Origin of the sequence: Actinotalea sp. (genome assembly GCF_041597215.1) — a bacterium.
In the GTDB taxonomy this organism is placed as follows: Bacteria; Actinomycetota; Actinomycetes; order Actinomycetales; family Cellulomonadaceae; genus Actinotalea.
Map to the genome: position 1 here is coordinate 1 of NZ_JBFHHB010000018.1, position 22180 is coordinate 22180.

Consider the following 22180-nt stretch of genomic DNA (forward strand, 5'->3'; position numbering starts at 1 on the left):
GGCCTCGGGAAGGGCGAACTCCCAGCCGTCGCCGTTCTCGAAGTTGAGGACGGTGATGTCCCCGGACCACCCGATCACGGCGAGCGCGTCCCCGCTGATGAGGTCCTCCGCGTAGGAGTTGCCCTTGACCTGGCGGATGTGTCCGTTCTCGATGTACGTCCGGAGCACGTCGAGAGCCGCCTCGAACTCGTCGTCGCCCCAGGAGTCGCTGGAGACGTCGACGCCCTGGTCGAGCATGATCAGGCCGACGGTGTCGCGCATCTCCGAGAGGACCTCGACCCGGCCGGCGAGCTCGGGGGCCCACAGGTCGGAGACGGTGCGCAGGCCGTTGGGGACGGCCGACTTGCTCCAGGCGAGCCCGCCGAAGCCGGACTGCCAGGTCAGCGAGTGCTTGCGGCCCGGGTCGAAGGAGACGTCCTTCAGGTCGGGGAGCAGGTTCGCGGAGTTCGGGATGTTCGCCAGGTCGAGCTCCTGGGTGTACCCGAGGCGGATGAGGCGCGAGGCCATCCAGTCGGTGAGGGTGACGATGTCCTGACCGATGTCCTGGCCGTTGGCGAGCTGTCCCTGGACCTTGCCGAAGTACGAGTCGTTGTCCTCGATGTCCTCGACGTAGTTGACCGTGATCCCCGTCTGGGCGGTGAAGGCCTCGAGCGTGGGGTACGTCCTGGTGCTGTCGTCGTAGTCCAGGTACAGCGTCCAGTTCGCCCAGTCGACGACCTTCTCGGTGTCCGACAGGTCCGTCGCCCCGGTGCCGGAGGTCCCGGGGCTGGACGTCCCCCCGGTCCCGCAGGCCGCCAGCAGGGCACCCATTCCGGCAATGCCTGCGCCACCCGCGAGCACCGAGCGTCTCGAGACGCCCCGCTGTGCCTGGACGAGTGCGCGGATCGTGGGGTCTGCGGGAAGGGAAGGACGGGTCACGATGGCCTCCGGTTGGGGGAGCTGTTGGCGTGGATCGTGCCAGCATGAGGGGTCAGAGACAAGCGAATCCGTACCGGATCCGCCATACGGCAACGAAATCGAAACCTGCGCGGAACATGACATGCCGATTGGGCCATCGGCACGGTCGACCTCAGAAGGCACTCATGACGTGCTTGATCCTGGTGTAGTCCTCGAAGCCGTACATGGACAGGTCCTTGCCGTAGCCCGAGTGCTTGAACCCGCCGTGCGGCATCTCCGCGACGAAGGGGATGTGGGTGTTGATCCACACCACGCCGAAGTCCAGCGCCCGCGACATCCGCAGCGCCGTGCCGTGATCGCTCGTCCACACCGAGCTCGCCAGTCCGTACTGGACGTCGTTGGCCATCGCGATCGCCTCGGCCTCGTCGGTGAAGGTCTGCACCGTGATGACCGGCCCGAAGATCTCCTGCTGGATCGCCTCGTCGTCCTGCCGCAGACCGTCCACGACGGTGGCCTCGAGGAAGTAGCCGACATCGCCCTGCCGGTTCCCCCCGGCGAGCACCCGGGCGTGCGAGGGGAGCCTGTCGAGGAAGCCGGTGACGCGCTCGAGCTGGTTGACGTTGTTCACCGGGCCGTAGGCCACGTCCTCGTCGGGACGGCCCGTGCGGGTGCCGGCCGCCTGCTCGGCGAGCGCCGCCACGAAGTCCGCGTGCACGGAGGCGTGCACGAGCACCCGGGTGGCCGCGGTGCAGTCCTGACCGGCGTTGTAGTACCCGGCTGCGGCGATCCCTTCCGCTGCCGCGGCGAGGTCGGCGTCGGCGAAGACGACGACCGGGGCCTTGCCACCGAGCTCGAGGTGGACGCGCTTGACGTCGCGCGCGGCGGAGCCGGCGACCTCCATCCCCGCACGGACGGAGCCGGTGATCGAGACCATCGCGGGCGTCGGGTGCTCGACGAGCGCTCGGCCGGTCTCCCGGTCCCCGCAGATGACGTTGAGCACCCCGGGGGGCAGGATCTCCGCGGCGACCTCCGCGAGCAGCACGGAGGATGCGGGGGTCGTGTCCGAAGGCTTGAGCACCACGGCGTTGCCTGCGGCGATCGCCGGGGCGATCTTCCAGATGCCCATCATCAGGGGGTAGTTCCAGGGCGTGACCTGGCCGACGACCCCGACGGGCTCCCGCCGGATCCACGAGGTGTGACCGGCCATGTACTCCCCGGCACTCGCCCCCTCGAGGATGCGTGCGGCGCCGGCGAAGAACCGAAGCTGGTCGACGCAGGGCGGGACCTCGTCGCTGGCGGTGAGGCTGAGCGGCTTGCCGGTGTTGCGCGACTCGGCCGCGACGAACTCCTCGGCACGCGCCTCGACGGCGTCGGCGAGACGGAGCATGGCGAGCTGCCGCTCGGCAGGGGTGGTGTCGCGCCAGCCGGGGAACGCGGCAGCGGCGGCGGCCACGGCGGCGTCGACATCCGCGGACTCCGAGACCGGGGCCGTGGTGTAGGCCTGCCCCGTCGTCGGGTCGATCACCTCGCTGCGGCGACCGGCGGCGGTCGGCGTCGGGACGCCCCCGACGATGTTCTGGAGCTCAGGGGTTGCGGACACGGAGACCTCCACGGGGACGGTGCCTGACGGGCCGTTCGGTCGCGATCGACTCGGGAGCGATCGCGAGACTCAGAGCCACGACGGTAGCGCACGATTCGCGCGTCGAACAGCGAGATCGGCACCTGACGTCGCTCGATACCCCGGATTCAACAGTTCCGGGGAAGTCAAACGACGAAATCACTTGCATCCTGGTCGACTCTCGGGGGACGATCTGCGCATGTCAGCGCCCGGCAAGCCCGCCGCCATCACCTTGGACGCGACGTCCAAGGCCATCATCGAGCAGCTCCAGGAGGACGGCCGACGCGCCTACGCGACGATCGGCAAGGCCGTCGGCCTCTCCGAGGCCGCTGTCCGCCAGCGCGTCCAGCGCCTGGTCGAGGCGGGTGTCGTGCAGATCGTCGCGGTGACCGACCCGCTCCAGGTGGGCTTCACCCGCCAGGCCATGATCGGGATCAAGGCGGAGGGGAACCTGCGCGTCCTCGCCGACGCCCTCGCCGCGATGCCGGAGGTCGACTACGTCGTCATCACGGCCGGAGGGTTCGACGTGCTCGCCGAGATCGTGTGCGAGGACGACGACCACCTGCTGGCCGTGCTCAACGACCAGATCCGCACGCAACCGGGCGTCCTGACCACTGAGACGTTCGTCTACCTGTCGCTCACCAAGCAGCTCTACAACTGGGGAACCCGATGAGCACCACCGACCAGGCCGGCACGACTCCCGCAGGTACGCCGCGGGGGCAGGCTGCACGGGACCACCTGTGGGGTCATATGACCCGGCAGTCGACGTGGGAGCGGGGCGAGGTCCCGATCATCGTCCGGGGCGAGGGCCACCACGTGTGGGACTCCCGCGGCAAGCGGTACATCGACGGGCTCTCCGGGCTCTTCACCGTCCAGGTCGGCCACGGCCGCACCGAGCTCGCCGAGCGCGCCGCCGCCCAGGCGAAGGAGCTCGCGTTCTTCCCGCTCTGGTCCTACGCCCATCCGCAGGCGATCGACCTCGCCGAACGGCTCGCCTCGCACGCCCCGGGGGACCTCAACCGGGTCTTCTTCACCACCGGCGGCGGCGAGGCCGTCGAGACGGCGTGGAAGCTGGCCAAGCAGTTCTGGAAGCTCCAGGGGCAGCCGGGCAAGCACAAGGTGATCTCGCGCGCCGTCGCGTACCACGGCACCCCCCAGGGCGCCCTGTCGATCACCGGGATCCCCGGGATGAAGGCACCGTTCGAGCCCCTCGTGCCCGGTGCGCACAAGGTGCCCAACACCAACCTCTACCGGGCCCCCGAGGAGCTGCGCGACGATCCCAAGGCCTTCGGACGCTGGGCGGCGGACCGCATCGAGGAGGCGATCCTCTTCGAGGGCGCCGACACCGTCGCTGCCGTCTTCCTCGAGCCCGTGCAGAACTCCGGCGGGTGCTTCCCTCCTCCCCCCGGGTACTTCGAGCGCGTCCGGGAGATCTGCGACGCCCATGACGTCCTGCTCGTCTCGGACGAGACGATCTGCGCGTTCGGCCGGATCGGCGACATGTTCGCCTGCAACGACTACGGCTACGTGCCCGACATGATCACCTGCGCCAAGGGCATGACCTCCGGCTACTCCCCCATCGGGGCCTGCCTCGTCTCGGACCGGATCTTCGAGCCGTTCAAGCACGGGACGACGACCTTCTACCACGGCTACACCTTCGGCGGTCACCCGGTCTCCGCCGCCGTGGCGATGGAGAACCTGGACATCTTCGAGCGGGAGCGGCTCAACGAGCACGTCCGCACGAACGCCCCGCTCTTCCGGAGGTCGCTCGAGCAGCTGCTCGACCTGCCGATCGTCGGGGACGTGCGCGGGGACGGCTACTTCTACGGGATCGAGCTCGTCAAGGACAAGGCCACCAGGGAGACCTTCGACGACGCCGAGAGCGAGCACCTGCTGCGCGACTTCCTCTCCCCCGCGCTCCTGGCGGCAGGGCTCTACTGCCGCGCCGACGACAGGGGGGACCCGGTCGTCCAGCTCGCTCCCCCGCTGACCTGCGGGCCGGCCGAGTTCGCCGAGATGGAGCAGATCCTGCGTGCGGTCCTCACGGAGGGCTGGGCACGCCTGTGACGGTCTCCCTCTGGGAGGACCAGCTCGGCGAGGCCCCGGACCGGGCACGGTTGACGGGCCAGACGACAGCAGACGTCGCGATCGTCGGCGGTGGGCTGACCGGGCTGTGGACCGCGTACTACCTGTCCCGTGCCGATCCCTCGCTCGACATCGTCGTGCTCGAGGCGGAACGCATCGGCTTCGGCGCGAGCGGCCGCAACGGCGGGTGGCTCTCCGCGCTCTTCCCGCAGGGTGCGAGCGCCCTCGCCAGACGACACGGTGCGCACGCTGCCCTCGCGCAGCGAGCGGCGATGCGGGCGACGGTCGGCGAGGTCGCGGAGGTCTGCTCGCAGGAGGGCATCGACTGCGACCTGGCCGTGGGCGGGACGGTGACGCTGGCGCGCACCCCGCCCCAGCTCGAGCGGTCGAGGGAGCACGTGGCGCAGGCACGGGCCTGGGGGGACCGTCCGGTGCTGCTCGACCCCGCCGAGGCACGCGCGAGGCTCGGTGCCGACGGGGTGCTCGGCGGCGTGCACGACCCGGACTGCGCTCGCGTCCAGCCCGCCCGGCTCGTCCGCGGGCTCGCGGACGTGCTCGAGGCCCGAGGGGTCCGCCTCCTGGAGCACAGCCGCGCGACGGCGCTGGAGCCGGGCAGGGTCCGCACGAGCGTCGGGACGGTCCGCGCCCGCCAGGTCGTCCGGGCGACGGAGGCATGGACCTCCCAGCTCCCGGGCAGCCGTCGGGACGTGGTCCCCGTCTACTCCCTGATGATCGCGACCGAGCCGCTCGGCGAGGACGTCTGGGATCAGGTGGGGCTGCGCGAGGCCGAGACCTTCACCGACCAGCGCCACCTGGTCATCTACGGACAGCGCACGGCCGACGGTCGGATCGCCTTCGGGGGCCGCGGCGCTCCCTACCACTGGCGCTCGGGGATCCGCAGCGAGTTCGACCAGGAGCCCGGCGTCTTCGCCGCCCTCGAACGCACCCTGCGCGAGCTCCTCCCCGCTCTCGGGGATGCGGCCGTGACGCACCGCTGGGGCGGGCCCCTGGGCATCTCCCGGGACTGGAACGCCTCGGTCGGCCTGGACCCGTCGACCGGGATGGCCTGGGCGGGCGGCTACGTCGGCGACGGCCTCTCCACCACGAACCTCGCGGGACGGACCCTCACCGACCTGCTGCTCGGTCGCTCGACCGCCCTCACCCGACTGCCGTGGGTCGGGCACCGGTCCCCTCGCTGGGAGCCCGAGCCGCTGCGGTGGCTGGGGGTCAACGCCGGCCTGACCGCGATGTCGGTCGCCGATGCCGAGGAACGCCTCACGGGACGCCAGAGCCTGACGGCCCGGCTCATGGCACCCCTGATCGGGCACTGACGGGCACCGATCGGGCACCGACGGCACTGACGGCACTGACGAGCACTCACCGGCGCCGAGCTGCACCTGCGGGCTCCCTGACCGGCGCGCCCCCACCGTGCGGCACCGGACTCACCCGGCGCGCAGGACCTCCTGGGCGCGGGCCCGGGCCCAGGTCTCGGCCTCGAGCACCGACTCGAGGCTGAGCCCGGCAGCAGAGGTGCCCTCGTGCTCCCCGAGCACGCGCTCGACGGTCTCGACGATCTCCAGGAAGCCGATCCGACCCCCGAGGAAGGCCTCGACGCACTCCTCGTTCGCGGCGTTGAGCACGGCGGGGTGGGTGGCCGACGCCGCCACCGCTGCGCGAGCGAGCGCGACGGCACGGAAGACCGACTCGTCGAGCGGCTCGAAGGTCCACGAGGTCGCTCGGCTCCAGTCGCACGGCGTGCCCACCGGGTCGAGCCGCTCCGGCCAGGAGAGCCCGAGCGCGATCGGCAGCCGCATGTCCGGCGGCGACGCCTGGGCGATCGTCGAACCGTCGACGAACTCGACCATGGAGTGTACGACCGACTGCGGGTGGACGACGACGGCGATCCGGTCGACAGGGACGTCGAAGAGCAGGTGCGCCTCGATGAGCTCGAGGCACTTGTTGACCATCGTCGCGGAGTTGATCGTGACGACCGGACCCATCGACCAGGTCGGGTGGGCGAGTGCCTGCTCGGCGGTCACCGCGGTGAGCTCGGCCCGCGACCGGCCCCGGAAGGGCCCTCCCGATGCCGTCAGCACGAGCCGAGCCACCTCGGGGCGCGTGCCCGAGCGCAGGCACTGGGCGATCGCCGAGTGCTCGGAGTCCACCGGGACGATCTGGTCGTCGCGCACCTGCGCCCGCCGCACCAGGTCCCCGCCGACCACGAGCGACTCCTTGTTCGCCAGGGCGAGCGTCGAGCCGGCACCGAGGGCGGCCAGCGTCGGCCCGAGACCCACCGAGCCGGTGATGCCGTTGAGGACGACGTCGCTCCCCCGGGAGGCGAGCGTCGTGGCCGCCTGCGCGCCGGTGAGGATCTCCACGTCCGGGACGGCTCTGCCGGCTGCTCGCGCCCCGGCCTCGATCGCCTCCGCGACGGGTGCTGCGGCCTCTGGCCGCGCCAGCGCGACCGCCCCTGCTCCCGTCTCGAGCACCTGGCCCGCGATCGCGACGGGGTCGGCACCACCCGCGGCCAGGCCGGTCACCGTGAAGCGGTCGGGATGGGCCCGGACCACGTCGAGCGCCTGGGTCCCGATGGAACCGGTCGAGCCGAGCAGGGTGACGGTGCGGGGGGTGTGCTGGCTCGAAGGCATGCGCGCAGTCTTGCGGGTCACGAGGGCTCAAGCCAACGCGCCGGCGGTGACCGGGAGCAGTCCGCACGGTCCGGGCCTGGCAGCGTGGGGCCGTCGTGCCGCGCCGCGGCCCCGGGACCTCAGGTCACTCGACCCCGAGCAGCACCTCGACGGCTCGCTCGAGGAAGGCGTCGACCGGGCCCTCGGCGTAGCCGTCGTGGCCCTTGCGCCGGGTGAAGGTGACCTGCCGGATCTCGGCGGAGGAGAGGGCGTGGCCGTTGTCGAAGTAGTCGACGAGCCGTCGGCAGACCTCGTCGACCTCGTCCGGGTCGTACCCGGGGCTGCGCCGGGGCGCCGGTGCGAACCGCTCGCCGTCCGGCCTGGCCAGTCGCCCGTACAGGGTCCGCGCCCGCTCCGCGAGATGCTCGAGCCAGGCCTGCTGCCCGTGCGTGGCGACGAAGGCCGTCCGCTCCCGGGAGACGAACGCGTGCTCCAGCCTGTCGAGCGCGGCGTCGACCGCCGTCGGCTGGTATCCGTGACGCACCAGGTCGAAGGCTGCGCGGCGCACCGTCCGGCCGTCGATCGCGTCCGTCACCTCGCCCTCGTAGACCCGGCGTGCATGGACGAAGAACTCGTCGACCTGCCCCGGGTCGTAGCCCATGGACAACCGGCCGGTGGTCCGGAACATGGTGGTCATCATGCCTCCTCTGCCGCGAGCTGCCCGCAGGCGCCGTCGATGTCGCTGCCCCGGGTGTCCCGCACCGTCGTCGGGATGCCGGCCGCCCGGAGCCGGTCGACGAAGGTCGCCTCGACCTTCGGGTCGCTCGCGGTCCAGATCGACCCCGGGGTCGGGTTGAGCGGGATGGGGTTGACGTGCACCCAGCCACGTCCCCGGTCCAGGAGCTTCTGGGCGAGGAGCTCCGCGCGCCACGCGTGGTCGTTCATGTCGCGGATCAGGGCGTACTCGATGCTCACCCGACGCCCGGTCGCCTCGAAGTAGCGGCGGGCGGCGTCGAGGGCCTCGTCGACGGTCCATCGCGTGTTGATCGGGACGATCTCCGAGCGGAGGGCGTCGTCCGGGGCGTGCAGGGACAGGGCGAGCGTGACGGGGAGCTTCTCCGCCGCGAGCTTGTCGATGGCAGGGACGAGGCCGACCGTGGACACCGTCACGTTCCGGGCCGAGACCCCGAACCCGTACGGCGCCGGGTCGATGAACCGGCGCACCGCGGTGAGCACGGCCTTGTAGTTGGCCAGGGGCTCACCCATGCCCATGAACACGAGGTTCGTGAGCCGTCCCGGACCGCCGGCGACGGACCCCGCCTCGAGCGCAGCCGCCGCATGGCGCACCTGCTCGACGATCTCCCCCGCCGAGAGGTTCCGGGTCAGGCCCTGCTGACCCGTGGCGCAGAACGGGCAGGCCATCCCGCAGCCCGCCTGGCTGGACACGCACAGCGTGGCGCGACCGGGGTACCGCATGAGCACGGACTCGACCTTGACGCCGTCGTGCAGCTTCCACAGTGACTTGACGGTCGTGCCGCCGTCGGCGAGCAGCTCGCGCACAGGCGTGAGCAATGGCGGCAGGAGACCCTCCACCAGCGCCTGCCTGCTCCTGGCCGGGAGGTCGGTCATCGCATCGGCGTCGACGGTGTGATGGGCGAAGTAGTGCGTGGACAGCTGCTTGGCCCGGAAGGCGGGCTCCCCGAGCTCGGTGAGCGCGGCAGCGAGCTCGTCGGCGGTGAGGTCCGCCAGGTGGCGCGGTGGCTTGCCGCGGCGGGGGGCCGCCATCGTCAGCTGCAGGGGTCGGGGTGCGTCGGTCATCTCATCCAGCCGTTCCGGGTACCGCCAGGAGCAGCACGATGTACGCCAACGGGGCCGTCAGCAGGAGCGAGTCGATCCGGTCGAGGACGCCACCGTGGCCCGGCAGCAGGCTCCCCATGTCCTTCATCTCGAGGTCTCGCTTGAGGAGGGACTCGGACAGGTCCCCGAGGGTCGAGGTGAGCACGGCCGCGACGCCCAGGCCGATCCCGACCAGCCACGGCGCGTCGAAGGCGAGCCAGATGCCCACCGCGCCCACGGCGCAGGCCAGCACGAGCGATCCGGCGAGGCCCTCCCAGCTCTTCTTCGGGCTGACGGTCGGTGCCAGCGGGTGGCGTCCGAGCAGGACCCCGGCGATGTACCCGCCGGTGTCGCTCGCCACCGAGAGGAGCACGAACAGGGCGACGCGTGCCACCCCGTCCGGCTGGGCGAGCATGAGGACGACGAAGCCGCCCATGAACGGGATGTAGGCGGTCGCGAACGTCGCGGCGGCCGCGTCACGCAGGGCCTCGGGACCGGACCCGTCCAGGGCCCGCCACACGACGACTCCCCCCGCGGTGAGCAGGAAGGCGACGAGGAGCGCCTCGGGGCCGGAGGTGTACGCCGAGACGAGGATGCCGACGGTGCCCACGAGCAGCGGGACGAGCGGGAGGCTGATCCCGCGCCGGCGCACGGCGTGCGCGAGCTCCCACAGGGCCGCGCCGCACGCCAGCGCGACGACGGCGATGAACGCTTCCTTGCGGAAGGCGAGCGACGCCCCGACCACGGCGAGCAGACCCAGACCGACGCCGATGGCGATCGGCAGGTCACGTCCCGCGCGGGTGCTCGTGGGCGCGAGCTCGGTGCCGGCTGACTCGGTCATCAGACCTCGAGCAGCTCGCTCTCCTTGTGAGCAAGGAGCTGGTCGACCATCTCGACGTGCTTCTTGGTGAGCACCTCGAGCTCCTTCTCGGCACGGCCGACCTCGTCCTCGCCCGCCTCGCCGTCCTTCGCGAGCTTGTCGAGGATGTCCTTCGCGCGGCGGCGGATGTTGCGCAGCGAGACGCGGGCCTCCTCGGCCTTGTGCTTGGCGAGCTTCACGTAGTCGCGGCGACGCTCCTCCGTCAGCTGCGGGAGCACGATGCGGATGATCTTGCCGTCGTTGCTCGGGTTCACGCCGAGGTCCGAGTCCCGGAGGGACCGCTCGATGTTGCCGAGGGCGCTGACGTCGAACGGCGTGATGAGGATCGTGCGCGCCTCGGGGGTCGTGAAGGACGCGAGCTGCTGCAGGGGGGTGGGGGCGCCGTAGTAGTCCACCGTCACCTTGGTGAACATCGCGGCGTTGGCCCGACCGGTCCGGATGGTGGCGAAGTCCTCCTTGGCCACCTCGACGGCCTTGCCCATCTTCTCCTCGGCCTCGAGGAGGGTCTCGTCGATCACCGGTGCTCCTTCGTCGTGTTTCGCTGAGCCCTCACACCGCGTCTGCGGTGAGCAGGGTTCCGATCTTCTCACCCAGGAGGGCCTTCGTGACGTTTCCCGGGTCGCCCATCCCGAAGACCCGCATCACGACGTCGTTGTCCCGGCACATGCTCAGTGCCGTCGCGTCCATGACCTCGAGCCCCTCGACGAGGGCCTGGGTGTAGCTGAGGTGCTCGAACTTGCTCGCACCGGGATTGCGGCGGGGGTCGTCGTCGTAGACGCCGTCGACCCCGTTCTTGCCCATGAGGACCTCGTCGCAGTGGGTCTCGAGGGCGCGCTGCACGCAGACGGTGTCGGTCGAGAAGAACGGCATCCCTGCGCCGGCCCCGAAGATGACCACGCGGCCCTTCTCGAGGTGCCGGATCGCGCGCAGCGGGATGTACGGCTCGGCGACCTGGCCCATGGCGATCGCCGTCTGGACCCGCGTGCTGACCCCGGACTGCTCGAGGAAGTCCTGCAGGGCGAGGCAGTTCATCACCGTGCCGAGCATGCCCATGTAGTCCGCGCGGGCGCGGTCCATGCCGTTCTGCGAGAGCTCGGCCCCGCGGAAGAAGTTGCCCCCGCCCACGACGATCGCGACCTGGACCCCTGAGGCGACGGCCTCCGCGATCTCGGCCGCGACGCGACGCACCACGACCGTGTCGACACCGACACCGCCGCCGCCGAAGGTCTCACCCGAGAGCTTGAGCAGGACCCGACGCACGCGTCCTGACGCGTCGACCTGCTGTCCGACCGAGACCTGCTCCACGGGTGCTCCTCGCCTCGTCGTCCGGTGCACGTACCGCGCACCGGTCCTGCCGGCGGCGGCCCCGCAGGGCCGCCGCCGTGGGGATCAGGCTCCGACGCGGAACCGCGCGAACGCGGTCACGGCGCCGCCGGTCGCGGCAACGACCTTGCCGACCGTCGTCTTCGGGTCCTTGGCGAACGCCTGGTCGACCAGGACGTTCTCCTTGAAGAAGCCGTTGAGGCGACCCTCGGCGATCTTGGTGATCGCCGCGTCGGGCTTGCCCTCGTTGCGGGCGGTCTCCTCGGCGATGCGGCGCTCGTCGGCGACCGTCTCGGCGGGGACGTCCTCACGGCTCAGGTAGGTCGGCGAGAACGCGGCGATGTGCATCGCGACGTCCTTGCCGGCTGCGGCGCCCGCGGCGTCGGTGCCCACGAGGACGCCGACCTGCGGAGGCAGGTCCTTGTTGACCTTGTGCAGGTAGACGCTGACGACCGGAGCCGTCACGCGAGCGACCCGACGCAGCACGAGCTTCTCGCCGAGCGTCGCTGCGGACTCGGTGATGAGGTCCGCGACGGAACGGCCGTCGACCTGCGACGCGAGAACTGCCTCGACGTCATCGGTGCCGGCGGCGACAGCAGCCGCGAGGACCTTCTCCGCGAGGGCGACGAAGGTGGTGTTCTTCGCCACGAAGTCGGTCTCGGAGTTGAGCTCGATGAGCACACCCGTCTGACCTGCCGCGTCGTCCGCGACGTGAGCGGCGACGAGGCCGTCGGAGGCCGATCGGCCCTCGCGCTTGCTCACGCCCTTGAGTCCCTTGACGCGGATGATCTCCAGCGCCTTCTCGGCGTTGCCGTCTGCCTCGTCGAGAGCCTTCTTGACGTCGAGCATCCCGGCGCCCGTGCGCTCGCGCAGGGCCTTGATGTCAGCGGCGGTGTAGTTCGCCATGAGTCCTGTCCCTTGTCTGTCGGTGAAGTGGCCTGGGCTCAGACCGCGGGGTCGGTCTCGGCGGCGGGCGCCTCGGCGACCGGAGCCTCGACGACCTCGGCGGCAGCCTCGGCGACGGGAGCCTCGGCAACGGCCTCGGCGACGGGAGCCTCGACGGCCTCAGCAGCGGGGGCCTCGACAGCCTCGGCAGCAGGGGCCTCGGCGACGACCTCGGCGGCCGGAGCAGCCGTCTCGGCGCCGGCGAGGAGCTCGCGCTCCCACTCGGCAAGCGGCTCGGCGGCAGCCGCCGCCTCCTCGGTGGTCCCCGACTTGCCGGCGTGACGGGCGATGAGGCCCTCCGCGGCGGCGTCGGCGATGACCCGGGTCAGCAGCGCGACGGCGCGGATGGCGTCGTCGTTGCCGGGGATCTGGTAGTCGACCATGTCCGGGTCGCAGTTGGTGTCGAGGATCGCGACGACCGGGATGCCGAGCTTGCGCGCCTCGTCGACGGCCAGGTGCTCCTTGTTGGTGTCGACGATCCACACCGCGGACGGCACGCGGGACATGTCCCGGATCCCACCGAGCGTCTTCGAGAGCTTGTCACGCTCGCGACGCATGATCAGGAGCTCCTTCTTGGTGAAGGCGCTCGCGGCGACGTCGTCGAAGTCGATCTCCTCGAGCTCCTTGAGGCGCTGGAGCCGCTTGTTGACCGTCTGGAAGTTGGTGAGCATGCCACCGAGCCAGCGCTGGTTGACGTAGGGCATCCCCACGCGGGCGGCCTGCTCGGCCACGGGCTCCTGCGCCTGCTTCTTGGTTCCGACGAAGAGGATGGTGCCGCCGTGGGCGACGGTCTCCTTGACGAACTCATAGGCACGGTCGATGTAGCCCAGCGACTGCTGGAGGTCGACGATGTAGATGCCGTTGCGCTCGGTGAAGATGAAGCGCTTCATCTTGGGGTTCCAGCGGCGGGTCTGGTGCCCGAAGTGGACACCGCTCTCGAGCAGCTGGCGCATGGTCACGACGGCCATGGCACGTCCTTCCGGCGCGACCCCAGCGGGGGCCGCGCAAGTGGCGGGGCGGCGCCGTGGCGCGCCCCGGATCCGGGTTGTCGGCGCCGACCGGATGGCCGGACGCCCCTGGTGCCCTGCGTGGCCGGCGCCGGACCCCGAGGGGCCGGACCGCTGCCGACACGCACCCGCCGGCCGGAGGACCGGCTGATGGCGGGAGACAGGCACGCGATGTCACCCGGCGGACCGGGTGCGGCGATCATCCTACCCGACGTGGACGCCCTCCCGAGCGCGGTGCGATCGGCTGCGTCCACCGCTGGGCCGACCCCGGAACCCGGGGTGTCCCGGAGGGCGGCACCCTCGGGCGATGCGCACTCCTCGCCGCCTCGCCCTCCTGGTCGGGTCGCTCGCCCTCGCCGCGCTCGTCCTCCCGCCTGCCTCGGCCGGCGCCTGGTCTCCCCGCACGTCGGTCGACGACGCGCGGGACGACGACCCGTGGGCGCTGCCCGCTGACGGACCTGTGGCCGGTCTCTTCGCCGCCCCTGCCGTGCGCTGGGGACCCGGTCACCGCGGGGTGGACCTGCTCACGGGGGTGGGAGCCCCGGTGGCCTCCCCCAGGGGCGGGGTGGTGAGCTTCGTCGGATCCGTCGCTGGTCGGGGCGTGGTGACCGTGCAGCACCAGGACGGGCTGCGCTCGAGCCTCGAACCGGTGACGGCGACCGTCGCCCTCGGCGACCGGGTCGAGACCGGGACGCCGCTGGGCCACGTCTCCGACGAGGCCGCGCACTGCAGCGGCTGTCTGCACTGGGGGGTACGGCGCGGATCGGACTACCTCGACCCCCTGGGCCTGCTCCCCGGCCATCCCGTCGTACTGCTCGCCGGGGCGCTCAGGCCCGGTCCCCCTCCTGGAGGAAGGTGCGCAGCCGGAGCATCGCCGCGGTGTGCATCTGCGAGATCCGTGACTCGGTGACCCCGAGCACCCGCCCGATCTCGGCGAGGGTCATGTTCTCGTAGTAGTAGAGGACGAGGACGATCTTGTCCCGTTCCCCGAGCCGTTCGATCGCTCGCGCCAGGAGGACCTTCGTCTCCTGCGTCTCCACGTTCCCCGCGGGGTCGACCGCACCCGGGTCCTCCAGCGTGTCGATGAGGGAGAGCGAGTCCCCCCGCTCCCCACCGGCGCCGAGGAGCTCGTCGAGAGCCGCGACGTTCACCGTGGAGAGCTGGGTGAAGATCGCCCTCAGCTCCTCGACCGGCATCGACAACCGGGTGGCGACCTCCTGCTCGGTGGGCGGACGGCGCAGTTCGCCCTCGAGCTCGGAGAAGGCGCGGTCGACCGCACGGGCCTTGGTCCTGACCGAACGCGGGACCCAGTCGATCGCACGGAGCTCGTCGATGATCGCGCCGCGGATCCGTGAGCTCGCGTAGGTCTCGAACTTCACCGCGCGATCGAGCTCGAACTTCTCGATCGCGTCGATCAGTCCGAACATCCCGTAGGAGACGAGGTCCGACTGCTCGACCGATGACGGCAGCCCGGCTCCGACCCGGCCGGCGACCATGTTCACCAGCGGCGCGTAGTGCAGGATCAGCGCCTCCCTCGCCGCGCGGTCACCCGACTCCTTGAAGGCGATCCACAAGGGGCGCACCTCCGGGACGGTCACCGCGGCGAAGACGCTCCCGTCAGCGAGGACGGCTTCGGGGACGACCTCGGCGTCGAGGTCGACGTCCTCGTCCGCGACCTCGCCGTCGAGCACGTCCAATGGCGAGGTGGGGTCCATCTCGGGCCCCTCCCCCGTCGAGGTCTCGTGGCGCATGGGCCGATCGTCCCAGATGTCGCGCTCGGCGTCCGGATCGGTCTCGTCCCGGTGTGGCGCGGAGGAATGACGAGTACCCGACGGGCCATCCCGCTCGGCCGATCGGCCAGGACGCGCCCACGCCTCGGCGGCCGCTCCCCGCAGGGGTGGCTCCACGGGAGGGCCAGGGCTGGCCTCGGTCGACATCGTGGTTCCTGTCAGGCTCGGGGATGGGCTTGGAGGTAGGCCGAGCGCAAGCGGTCGGCCGTGACGTGGGTGTACCGCTGGGTCGTCGCCAGGCTGGCGTGACCGAGGATCTCCTGGACGCTGCGCAGATCCGACCCGCCCGCGACGAGGTGCGTGGCCGCGGTGTGCCGCAGACCGTGCGGCGCGAGGTCCTCGACGCCGGCCTGTGCCGCCGCTCGATGCACGGCAGCCCGGATCTGACGCTGATCGACCCGCGCCCCGCGACTCCCGAGGAGGAGCGCTGGACCCGAGGCGGATGTCGCCAGCACGGGCCGCCCCGCCCGCAACCAGGAGTCGACGGCGTCGGCGGCCGGTCCGCCGAACGGGACGACCCTCTCCTTCGACCCCTTGCCCAGCACCCGGGCGAGGCGAGTACCCAGGTCGACGTCGTCCACGTCGAGGCCGACGAGCTCGGCGACCCGGACCCCCGTCGCGTACAGGAGCTCGACCGCTGCCCAGTCGCGCAGGGCGAGCGGATCGCCGGCCCGCGCGTTCTCGCGTGCGGTCTCGACCAGCAGCCGCGCATGCCCCAGACCGAGAGCGGTCGGGAGGGTGGTCCCGGGCTGGGCGGTGACGAGCCGGACCGCCGGGTCGCTCGCGAGGAGTCCCTCGGTCGTGGCCCACCCGTAGAAGGCACGCACCGCGGCGCCCCGCCGGGCGAGCGTGGCACGCGACAGCCGCGCGCCGACCATCGTCGCGAGCCAGCCGCGCAGGAGACCCAGGTCGACCTCGTCCCAGTCCACGCCACGTCGGCGGGCGAAGGCGAGCAGGTGACGGACGTCGCCCGTGTACGCACGAACCGTGTGCGGCGAGAGACCGCGGGCCGCGGTCAGGTGCATGACGAACCGCCCGAGCGCCTCGTCCGCCGTGGTGCGCTCAGGCATGACCGGCGCCGCCGTCGTCGCCCGCGCCTCCGCGCCCGTTGCTCGCACGCTGACTACCGTGCCCTGTCACAGCCCAGGTCACAAGGCACGGCAGGGTGAAGTCACGCACGTCCTCAGGGAGACGGCTCCGAGGCGCGTGGGACGAGCTCATCGTCATGCGCCCCCGTTCCTCGCCTCGTCCGCGACCAGCGCCCACCGTCCTGGCGGGCGTGACCGGTGCTCTCGAGCGTACCGAGACAGGCAAGGACCTCGGGCAGCGCGAGGCCCGCCGGGCGTGTCAGGTACGCGGGGGTGCAGCCGTGACGCACCGGGAGGGCATCCAGGACCCGACGCGCCTCGCCATCGAGCAGGACGAGGTCCTCGGGGCCGGAGGTCACCTCGAGCGGGCCCACGAGCTCGAGCACCTCCGCCACGTCCGTGACGCAGACCGCACGCCCGTCGCGGAGCAGGCGGTGGCACCCGGCAGAGGTCGCAGCGGTGACCGGCCCGGGGACCGCTCCGACGGGGCGGAGCAGCGCGGCCGCGTGCCCCGCCGTGCTCAACGCCCCCGAGCGCCAGGCCGCCTCCACGACGACCGTGGCCCGCGAGAGGGCGGCGATGAGCCGGTTGCGCAGCAGGAAGCGCGACCTCGTCGGAGCCGAACCGGGCGGGACCTCCGAGACGAGAGCCCCGGCCTGCGCGACGGCGGACAGGAGACGGGCGTTGCCGACCGGGTACGGGCGGTCGAGACCTCCGGCGAGGACCGCGACCGTGCACCCCTGCGAGGCGAGCGCCGCCCGGTGCGCTGCGGCGTCGATCCCGAACGCGCCGCCCGAGACGACCGTGCGTCCCGCATCGGCGAGACCGCCGGCCAGCTGCGCCGTCACGTGCTCCCCGTAGCCGCTCGCCGCGCGCGCCCCGATGACGGAGACCGCCGTCGAGGTCATGGTGCGGAGGTCGTGGCCACCGACGACCCACAGGCACCAGGGTGCCGCCGGCCCGAGGTCACCGAGGGCCTCCGGCCACCGCTCGTCACCCGGGACCAGGAGGGTCCCTCCGAGAGCCTCGAGGTGCGCCAGGTCTCGGTGCGGGTCGGCCGATCCCAGCCGGGTGGACCAGCCGCCCACCGAGCGGGCCAACCGCGCCGACGCACCGGTCGAGAGCCCGGAGACAGGCACGAGGAGGGAGCCCTCGCACCGGGCAGCCTCCTGCAGCCACTCCCACGCCTCGACCGCCCCCAGCGCGTCGATCACGGCGGCGGCGACGGGATCGCCCGGTTCGGCGACGCGGCTCCAGCCCGCCCGCGCGACTCGGTCCCGCGCTGCGAGGTCCCCGCCCGTCCCCCGGATCGCGCTCATGCCCCGGCCGTCCGGGTGCGCAGCGCAAGGGCCTGGCCGACCTGGTCCCGGGTCGGGGCCGCCGAGCCGGCGAGGTCCGCGAGGGTCCAGGCGACGCGCAGCACCCGGTCGGCGCCCCGCAGACTGAGCAGCCCGCGGTCCAGCGCGCGCTCGATCTCCGCCTGCCCGGGTACGCCCAGCGCACGAAGGCTCGCCCCCGGGACCTCGGCGTTCGTGCGCCAGGGGGTCCCCGCCCACCGCGCGGCCGCGCGGGACCGCGCCTCGGCGACGCGAGCGGCCACCACCCCGCTCGACTCCCCCGCACCCCCCGCCCGGTCCGTCCGCGTCGGGGGAAGGACCTCGACCTGGAGGTCGACCCGGTCGAGCAGCGGCCCGGAGATGCGGGAGAAGTACCGGCGACGGGCCAGCGGCGTGCAGGTGCACTCGAGCCCCTTGCCCCAGCCTCGCCCGCACGGGCACGGGTTGGCGGCCATCACGAGCTGGAACCGGGCCGGGTAGCGCGCGGCACCCGCCGCGCGATGCAGGACCAGCTCGCCGCGCTCGAGAGGCTGCCTCAGGGTCTGCAGCACGGCGGAGGAGAACTCCGGGGCCTCGTCCATGAACAGCACGCCCCGGTGGGCCCGGGAGGCTGCGCCGGGCCTCGGCATGCCCGACCCGCCGCCGACGACGGAAGCGGGCGTGGCGGTGTGGTGCGGGTCCTCGAACGGTGGCCGTCGCACCAGTCCCCGCCCGGGGTCGAAGGTCCCGGCGATCGAGTGGATGGCGGTGACCTCCACCGCGTCCGCATCGCTCAGGTCCGGAAGCAGGGAGGGCAGACGGGAGGCGAGCATCGTCTTGCCCGTGCCCGGCGGACCGACGAGGAACAGGTGGTGCCCTCCCGCGGCTGCGACCTCCAAGGCCCAGCGCGCGGTCCGCTGGCCGAGCACCTCGGCCAGGTCCGCCACGGGGGCGGGTCCCGTACGGGCCGGGACGGGGACCTCTGGCACCACGGGGATCTCGACGTCGGCCCCGTACGCAGCGAGCACCTCGGCGAGGCAGGTCGCCCCGAGCACCTCGACCCCGGGGATCAGCTGGGCCTCGGTCGCGTTCGCCGACGGGACCACGACCCGCTCGCATCCGGCCTCCGCAGCCGCCAGCACGGCCGGCAGCACGCCGCGCACCGGGTGCAGGCGACCGTCCAGGCCGAGCTCTCCGAGGTGGACCACCGGGGCGGCAGCCGCCGGGCTGACGACACCGGCGCCCGCAAGGGTGGCGACGGCGATCGCGAGGTCGAAGCCGGACCCGGACTTCGGCAGGCTCGCCGGGGAGAGGTTGACCGTGATCCTCCGCTGCGGCCAGGCGATCCCCGTCGAGTGGATCGCGGCGCGCACCCGGTCCCGTGCCTCCGCGAGGGAGGCGTCCGGCAGCCCGACCAGCGCGAAGCTGGGGACGGAGGCCGCCAGGTGCGCCTCGACCTCGATGAGATGCCCGCTCGCTCCGAGCAGGGCGACCCCCTTGGTGCGCCCCAGACCGCTCACGAGACGCCCACCAGGTGCTCGACGCTCGCCGAGCCCGCACGAGCGGTCCGCACCGCGATCACGTCGATCCGCACCCCGGACGGACGGAGGTCGTGCGTCGCCAGCCACTCACCGGTCAGCCGCCGGATCCTGGCGAGCTTGAGCGGGGTCACGGCCTCGGCCGGGTGGCCGAAGCCTTCCCCCGAACGCGTCTTGACCTCCACGGCCACCAGGACGCGCCCGTCGAGCGCGAGGATGTCGAGCTCGCCGCGGGTGCCGCGCCAGTTGCGGTCCAGGAGCTGCCAGCCCGCAGCGCTCAGGTGTGCCGCGGCGACGTCCTCGCCGTACCTGCCCACTGCGTCCTTCGCCCTCATGGGACCACCTCCGCCGACCACCGTCCGGCAGACCCGGCCGAGGGTCCCTCCGGGACCGGGACATCTGTGGACAGGTGCCGGGGCCGGCCCTGTGGGCGGGAGCAGGTCAGTGCGCCCGGGCGGGGGTCAGGTCCAGGACGGCGCCCGTCGGCGCGCGACCGACCGCGTCACCGGCGGAAGGTGCCACCGTCCGGGACGTCCAGGTCCGCCTTGGCGAGCTCCTCGACGTTGACGTCCTTGAAGGTCACGACCCGGACGGCCCGCACGAAGCGCGCCGAGCGGTACACGTCCCACACCCAGGCGTCGGCGAGCGTGAGCTCGAAGTAGACCTCCCCTGCCGCCGAGCGCACCTGCAGGTCCACCTGGTTGGCGAGGTAGAAGCGCCGCTCGGTCTCCACGACGTAGGCGAACAGGTTCACCACGTCCCGGTACTCGCGGTAGAGCGCGAGCTCCATCTCGGTCTCGTAGTTCTCCAGGTCCTCAGCGCTCACCGGACCATCATGGACCATCGGGAGGAGCGGATCGCGCGTCGCCTCCGGACCCGGCAGGTCCCACCGCGACTCCCGGCTCGCACCCCGGCAGCCGCCAGCTCACCCGGTGCAGGACGCTCGGGCCGTGGACCGCGAGCGCGGCGAGGTGGTCGGGCGCCCCGTAGCCCTTGGTCCCCGCCCAGCCGAAGGCCGGGAACGCCGCGTCGTGCGCGACCATCAGCGCGTCGCGCTCGCACTTGGCCAGGATGCTCGCCGCCGCGACCGAGGAGCAGCGCTGGTCGGCGCGGACCATCGTCCTGACCTCGGGCACCGTCTCGGCTGCCGACGCGGGCCCGTGCGGAGCGCTGTCGTCGTCGAGGAGGTCCAGGAGCGTCATCGGCCGCGCGGGGCGGCGCGGCGCGCTCAACCAGTCGTGCGATCCGTCGAGAAGGACGACGTCGACCTCGATCTCCAGGGCGGCCATGGCCCGGCCACCGGCGAGGCGGAGCGCGCCGACGATCCCGTGCTCGTCGATCTCCGCGGCCGAGGCATGACCGACGGCCCGTGCCAGCCCCCAGCGCGCGAGGGACGGGAGGAGCGCCTCACGGGCGGCCGGCCGGAGCAGCTTGGAGTCGGCGACCCCCGGCGGGCACGCCCCTGTGCTCAGGTCCACGGCGACCGCGCCGACACTGACCGGACCCGCAAGTGCCCCGCGGCCGACCTCGTCCATCCCGACCACGACCCGAGCCCCCTCCCGCAGGAGGGATCTCTCCACTCTCAGGTCAGGGCGACGCAGGGTGCTCACGACCCGGCGGAGGGCACGGCCTCGAAGGTGGTGCCGGGGTTGCGCAGCAGGCCCAGGCGATCCGCCGGCCACACCGTCACGAAGGCGACCCCGACGATGTCGTCCACCGGCACGCTCCCCCCGCCCGGGTTGCCCTGGTGGAAGCGCGAGTCCTCGGAGTTCCCGCGGTTGTCCCCCATGACCCACACCGAGCCCTCGGGGACGACGACGTCGAACTCGACCTGGCTCGGCACCGAGCCCTCGGCGATGTACGGCTCGTCGACGGAGACGCCGTTGATCATGAGGCGACCCTGCTCGTCGCAGCACTCGACGTGATCGCCCGCCACCCCGATCACCCGCTTGATCAGGTGCTCGCCCGAGTCCTGCGGGAGCAGCCCGATGAACGTGAGCGTCGACGAGATCACCTGCTGCGCGGGGGTCTGCGGAGCAGGCGTCACGGGATCGAGCCAGCCACCCGGGTCCTTGAAGACGACGATGTCCCCGCGGTTCACCGAGAGGGGACCAGGGGCGAGCTTGGTGACCATGACCCGGTCGCCCACGAGCAGCGTGTTCTCCATCGACCCGCTGGGGATGTAGAACGCCTGCGCGAAGAAGGTCTTGATGACCAGCGAGAGCACGATCGCGCTGACGAGGATGATCCCCGTCTCGCGCAGCACGGCTCCCCAGCCGCCTCCCGTGCGAGCCGCGGAGTGCTGGGGCGCGGCGTGGCGGTGCGGGGAGGTCACGCGCACACTCTGCCACGCCGACGCCGGGAGCCCGGCAGCGTTCCGCGCCCGGGGATCCCGGTGGCTCGCTGCCCGGGCACGCCGACGGGCGGCCACCCCGTGGGGTGACCGCCCGTGCGGCTGGAGTCCGGGAGCGGCTCGCTCAGCGAGCGGCCGGGGTCTCGCGCTTCTCCTTGATCTTCGCCTTCTTGCCCCGCAGCTTGCGCAGGTAGTAGAGCTTGGCGCGGCGGACGTCACCGCGGGTGATGACCTCGATCGACTCGAGCGACGGGGAGTGCACCGGGAAGGTGCGCTCGACGCCGACGCCGAAGCTGATCTTCCGGACGGTGAAGGTCTCGCGGATGCCGCCACCGGAGCGACGGATCACGACGCCCTGGAAGGCCTGGACACGGGAGCGGGTTCCCTCGACGACCTTGACGTTCACCTTGAGGGTGTCGCCGGGGCGGAAGTCGGGGACGTCGTCGCGCAGCGAGGCCGCGTCGACGGAATCGAGGATGTGCATATCTCTCCTTTGCCCTGCACACAGGTCACGGCAGTATCGGGCGGGCCGCGGACGGCCGCCGGTTGGTCATGAGGTCGGGTGCCTCGTGTGGCTAGGTCGTCTCCCCTGTGGCAGAGACGCAGCCGATGCACACCGACCGACCAGTCTGCCACAGTCCGGGCACCGGTCACGACGCGAGGGACCGGCCGGCGCTCGGCTCCTACTCGGCCTCGTGCTCCTCGGCGACTGATATCGCGTCCAGCACCTCGCGGTCGCGGCGGTCCAACGCGTCGGCGTCGAGCACCGCCACGAGATCGGGGCGACGGAGCGCGGTACGGGTCAGCGCCTGGTCACGGCGCCAGCGCGCGATCCTCGCGTGGTGCCCGGAGAGCAGCACCTCGGGGACCTCGAGCC

Annotated in this window: 23 protein-coding genes and 1 pseudogene; 4 read left to right on the plus strand and 20 right to left on the minus strand. The window is 72.3% G+C overall.

The window, feature by feature from the left end; translation table 11 throughout:
- Positions 1 to 918: extracellular solute-binding protein (locus tag ABWK99_RS02730; RefSeq protein WP_372593159.1), on the minus strand; the 918-nt coding region annotated here is incomplete at its 3' end.
- A 151-nt stretch (positions 919 to 1069) separates the two neighbouring features.
- Positions 1070 to 2497 carry an aminobutyraldehyde dehydrogenase gene (locus ABWK99_RS02735; RefSeq protein WP_372593160.1) on the minus strand — a complete coding sequence of 476 codons (1428 nt, stop codon included), beginning with the start codon at positions 2495 to 2497 and terminating at the stop codon, positions 1070 to 1072.
- 217 nt (positions 2498 to 2714) lie between these two features.
- Here ABWK99_RS02735 and ABWK99_RS02740 point away from each other — a divergent pair, with 217 nt between their 5' ends.
- Genes ABWK99_RS02740 through ABWK99_RS02750 form a run of 3 tightly spaced genes read left to right on the plus strand, consistent with a single transcriptional unit; the run spans position 2715 to position 5931 of the window.
- Positions 2715 to 3188: an Lrp/AsnC family transcriptional regulator gene (locus tag ABWK99_RS02740; protein ID WP_372593161.1), complete on the plus strand. Its 474-nt coding sequence runs from the start codon at positions 2715 to 2717 to the stop codon at positions 3186 to 3188.
- Positions 3185 to 4582 carry an aspartate aminotransferase family protein gene (locus tag ABWK99_RS02745; RefSeq protein ID WP_372593162.1) on the plus strand — a complete coding sequence of 466 codons (1398 nt, stop codon included), beginning with the start codon at positions 3185 to 3187 and terminating at the stop codon, positions 4580 to 4582. The genes ABWK99_RS02740 and ABWK99_RS02745 overlap by 4 nt, the downstream gene beginning before the upstream one ends.
- The gene (locus ABWK99_RS02750) at positions 4579 to 5931 is read left to right on the plus strand and encodes an NAD(P)/FAD-dependent oxidoreductase (RefSeq protein WP_372593163.1); all 1353 of its coding nucleotides are present in this window, start codon (positions 4579 to 4581) and stop codon (positions 5929 to 5931) included. The genes ABWK99_RS02745 and ABWK99_RS02750 overlap by 4 nt, the downstream gene beginning before the upstream one ends.
- Positions 5932 to 6042: 111 nt before the next feature.
- Here the strand turns inward: ABWK99_RS02750 and dxr are convergent, their stop codons facing one another.
- The 8 genes from dxr to rpsB form a co-directional block, all read right to left on the minus strand.
- On the minus strand, positions 6043 to 7248 hold the full coding sequence (gene dxr, locus ABWK99_RS02755) for a 1-deoxy-D-xylulose-5-phosphate reductoisomerase (protein WP_372593164.1): 1206 nt from the start codon (positions 7246 to 7248) through the stop codon (positions 6043 to 6045).
- Between the two features lie 124 nt (positions 7249 to 7372).
- Positions 7373 to 7924, minus strand: a complete 552-nt coding sequence (locus tag ABWK99_RS02760; protein ID WP_372593165.1) for a DivIVA domain-containing protein — start codon at positions 7922 to 7924, stop codon at positions 7373 to 7375.
- Positions 7924 to 9045 carry a 23S rRNA (adenine(2503)-C(2))-methyltransferase RlmN gene (rlmN, locus tag ABWK99_RS02765; protein ID WP_372593166.1) on the minus strand — a complete coding sequence of 374 codons (1122 nt, stop codon included), beginning with the start codon at positions 9043 to 9045 and terminating at the stop codon, positions 7924 to 7926. Before rlmN ends, ABWK99_RS02760 begins: the two co-directional genes overlap by 1 nt.
- Before the next feature lies 1 nt (position 9046).
- Entirely contained in the window at positions 9047 to 9904 is an 858-nt protein-coding gene (locus ABWK99_RS02770; protein ID WP_372593167.1) for a phosphatidate cytidylyltransferase, read from the minus strand.
- Positions 9904 to 10461: a ribosome recycling factor gene (gene frr, locus ABWK99_RS02775; RefSeq protein ID WP_372593168.1), complete on the minus strand. Its 558-nt coding sequence runs from the start codon at positions 10459 to 10461 to the stop codon at positions 9904 to 9906. The genes ABWK99_RS02770 and frr overlap by 1 nt, the downstream gene beginning before the upstream one ends.
- 31 nt (positions 10462 to 10492) lie before the next feature.
- Positions 10493 to 11248, minus strand: a complete 756-nt coding sequence (gene pyrH / locus ABWK99_RS02780; RefSeq protein ID WP_372593169.1) for a UMP kinase — start codon at positions 11246 to 11248, stop codon at positions 10493 to 10495.
- An 84-nt stretch (positions 11249 to 11332) separates the two neighbouring features.
- Complete coding sequence (gene tsf, locus ABWK99_RS02785) at positions 11333 to 12172, minus strand: translation elongation factor Ts (RefSeq protein WP_372593170.1); 840 nt, start codon at positions 12170 to 12172, stop codon at positions 11333 to 11335.
- 38 nt (positions 12173 to 12210) lie between these two features.
- Positions 12211 to 13179: a 30S ribosomal protein S2 gene (gene rpsB / locus ABWK99_RS02790; protein ID WP_372593171.1), complete on the minus strand. Its 969-nt coding sequence runs from the start codon at positions 13177 to 13179 to the stop codon at positions 12211 to 12213.
- A 346-nt stretch (positions 13180 to 13525) separates the two neighbouring features.
- Between rpsB and ABWK99_RS02795 the strand changes: the two genes are divergently transcribed.
- The gene (locus tag ABWK99_RS02795; protein WP_372593172.1) at positions 13526 to 14128 is read left to right on the plus strand and encodes a murein hydrolase activator EnvC; all 603 of its coding nucleotides are present in this window, start codon (positions 13526 to 13528) and stop codon (positions 14126 to 14128) included.
- Here ABWK99_RS02795 and whiG read toward each other — a convergent pair.
- From whiG to ABWK99_RS02845, 10 genes and pseudogenes are all read right to left on the minus strand, one after another.
- A complete protein-coding gene (whiG, locus tag ABWK99_RS02800; protein ID WP_372593173.1) occupies positions 14046 to 14969 on the minus strand; it encodes an RNA polymerase sigma factor WhiG in 924 nt (307 codons plus the stop codon). The two genes, ABWK99_RS02795 and whiG, sit on opposite strands and share 83 nt — an antisense overlap.
- Before the next feature lie 197 nt (positions 14970 to 15166).
- Positions 15167 to 16078, minus strand: coding sequence for a tyrosine recombinase XerC (locus tag ABWK99_RS02805; RefSeq protein ID WP_372593174.1), 912 nt, complete (start codon positions 16076 to 16078; stop codon positions 15167 to 15169).
- 113 nt (positions 16079 to 16191) lie between these two features.
- Positions 16192 to 17415: a DNA-processing protein DprA gene (gene dprA, locus ABWK99_RS02810; RefSeq protein WP_372593175.1), complete on the minus strand. Its 1224-nt coding sequence runs from the start codon at positions 17413 to 17415 to the stop codon at positions 16192 to 16194.
- Positions 17412 to 18932, minus strand: coding sequence for a YifB family Mg chelatase-like AAA ATPase (locus tag ABWK99_RS02815; RefSeq protein WP_372593176.1), 1521 nt, complete (start codon positions 18930 to 18932; stop codon positions 17412 to 17414). Before ABWK99_RS02815 ends, dprA begins: the two co-directional genes overlap by 4 nt.
- A complete protein-coding gene (locus ABWK99_RS02820; protein WP_372593177.1) occupies positions 18929 to 19285 on the minus strand; it encodes a YraN family protein in 357 nt (118 codons plus the stop codon). The genes ABWK99_RS02815 and ABWK99_RS02820 overlap by 4 nt, the downstream gene beginning before the upstream one ends.
- 167 nt (positions 19286 to 19452) lie before the next feature.
- Complete coding sequence (locus ABWK99_RS02825) at positions 19453 to 19776, minus strand: DUF2469 domain-containing protein (RefSeq protein ID WP_372593178.1); 324 nt, start codon at positions 19774 to 19776, stop codon at positions 19453 to 19455.
- 7 nt (positions 19777 to 19783) lie between these two features.
- Positions 19784 to 20530, minus strand: coding sequence for a ribonuclease HII (locus ABWK99_RS02830; RefSeq protein ID WP_372593179.1), 747 nt, complete (start codon positions 20528 to 20530; stop codon positions 19784 to 19786).
- A gap of 26 nt (positions 20531 to 20556) precedes the next feature.
- Entirely contained in the window at positions 20557 to 21285 is a 729-nt protein-coding gene (lepB, locus tag ABWK99_RS02835; RefSeq protein WP_372593180.1) for a signal peptidase I, read from the minus strand.
- A 142-nt stretch (positions 21286 to 21427) separates the two neighbouring features.
- Positions 21428 to 21787, minus strand: a complete 360-nt coding sequence (rplS, locus tag ABWK99_RS02840) for a 50S ribosomal protein L19 (RefSeq protein WP_372593181.1) — start codon at positions 21785 to 21787, stop codon at positions 21428 to 21430.
- Between the two features lie 199 nt (positions 21788 to 21986).
- Positions 21987 to 22180, minus strand: a pseudogene (locus ABWK99_RS02845) (hypothetical protein); the annotation flags it as partial.

Bases quoted from the DNA above. Each gene is read 5' to 3' on its own strand.
- ABWK99_RS02740 (WP_372593161.1), top strand. From the start codon at position 2,715: ATGTCAGCGCCCGGCAAGCCCGCCGCCATCACCTTGGACGCGACGTCC.
- ABWK99_RS02745 (WP_372593162.1), top strand. From the start codon at position 3,185: ATGAGCACCACCGACCAGGCCGGCACGACTCCCGCAGGTACGCCGCGG.
- dxr (WP_372593164.1), bottom strand. From the start codon at position 7,248: ATGCCTTCGAGCCAGCACACCCCCCGCACCGTCACCCTGCTCGGCTCG.
- ABWK99_RS02760 (WP_372593165.1), bottom strand. From the start codon at position 7,924: ATGACCACCATGTTCCGGACCACCGGCCGGTTGTCCATGGGCTACGAC.
- rlmN (WP_372593166.1), bottom strand. From the start codon at position 9,045: ATGACCGACGCACCCCGACCCCTGCAGCTGACGATGGCGGCCCCCCGC.
- ABWK99_RS02770 (WP_372593167.1), bottom strand. From the start codon at position 9,904: ATGACCGAGTCAGCCGGCACCGAGCTCGCGCCCACGAGCACCCGCGCG.
- tsf (WP_372593170.1), bottom strand. From the start codon at position 12,172: ATGGCGAACTACACCGCCGCTGACATCAAGGCCCTGCGCGAGCGCACG.
- rpsB (WP_372593171.1), bottom strand. From the start codon at position 13,179: ATGGCCGTCGTGACCATGCGCCAGCTGCTCGAGAGCGGTGTCCACTTC.
- ABWK99_RS02795 (WP_372593172.1), top strand. From the start codon at position 13,526: ATGCGCACTCCTCGCCGCCTCGCCCTCCTGGTCGGGTCGCTCGCCCTC.
- whiG (WP_372593173.1), bottom strand. From the start codon at position 14,969: ATGCGCCACGAGACCTCGACGGGGGAGGGGCCCGAGATGGACCCCACC.
- ABWK99_RS02805 (WP_372593174.1), bottom strand. From the start codon at position 16,078: ATGCCTGAGCGCACCACGGCGGACGAGGCGCTCGGGCGGTTCGTCATG.
- dprA (WP_372593175.1), bottom strand. From the start codon at position 17,415: ATGAGCGCGATCCGGGGGACGGGCGGGGACCTCGCAGCGCGGGACCGA.
- ABWK99_RS02820 (WP_372593177.1), bottom strand. From the start codon at position 19,285: ATGAGGGCGAAGGACGCAGTGGGCAGGTACGGCGAGGACGTCGCCGCG.
- rplS (WP_372593181.1), bottom strand. From the start codon at position 21,787: ATGCACATCCTCGATTCCGTCGACGCGGCCTCGCTGCGCGACGACGTC.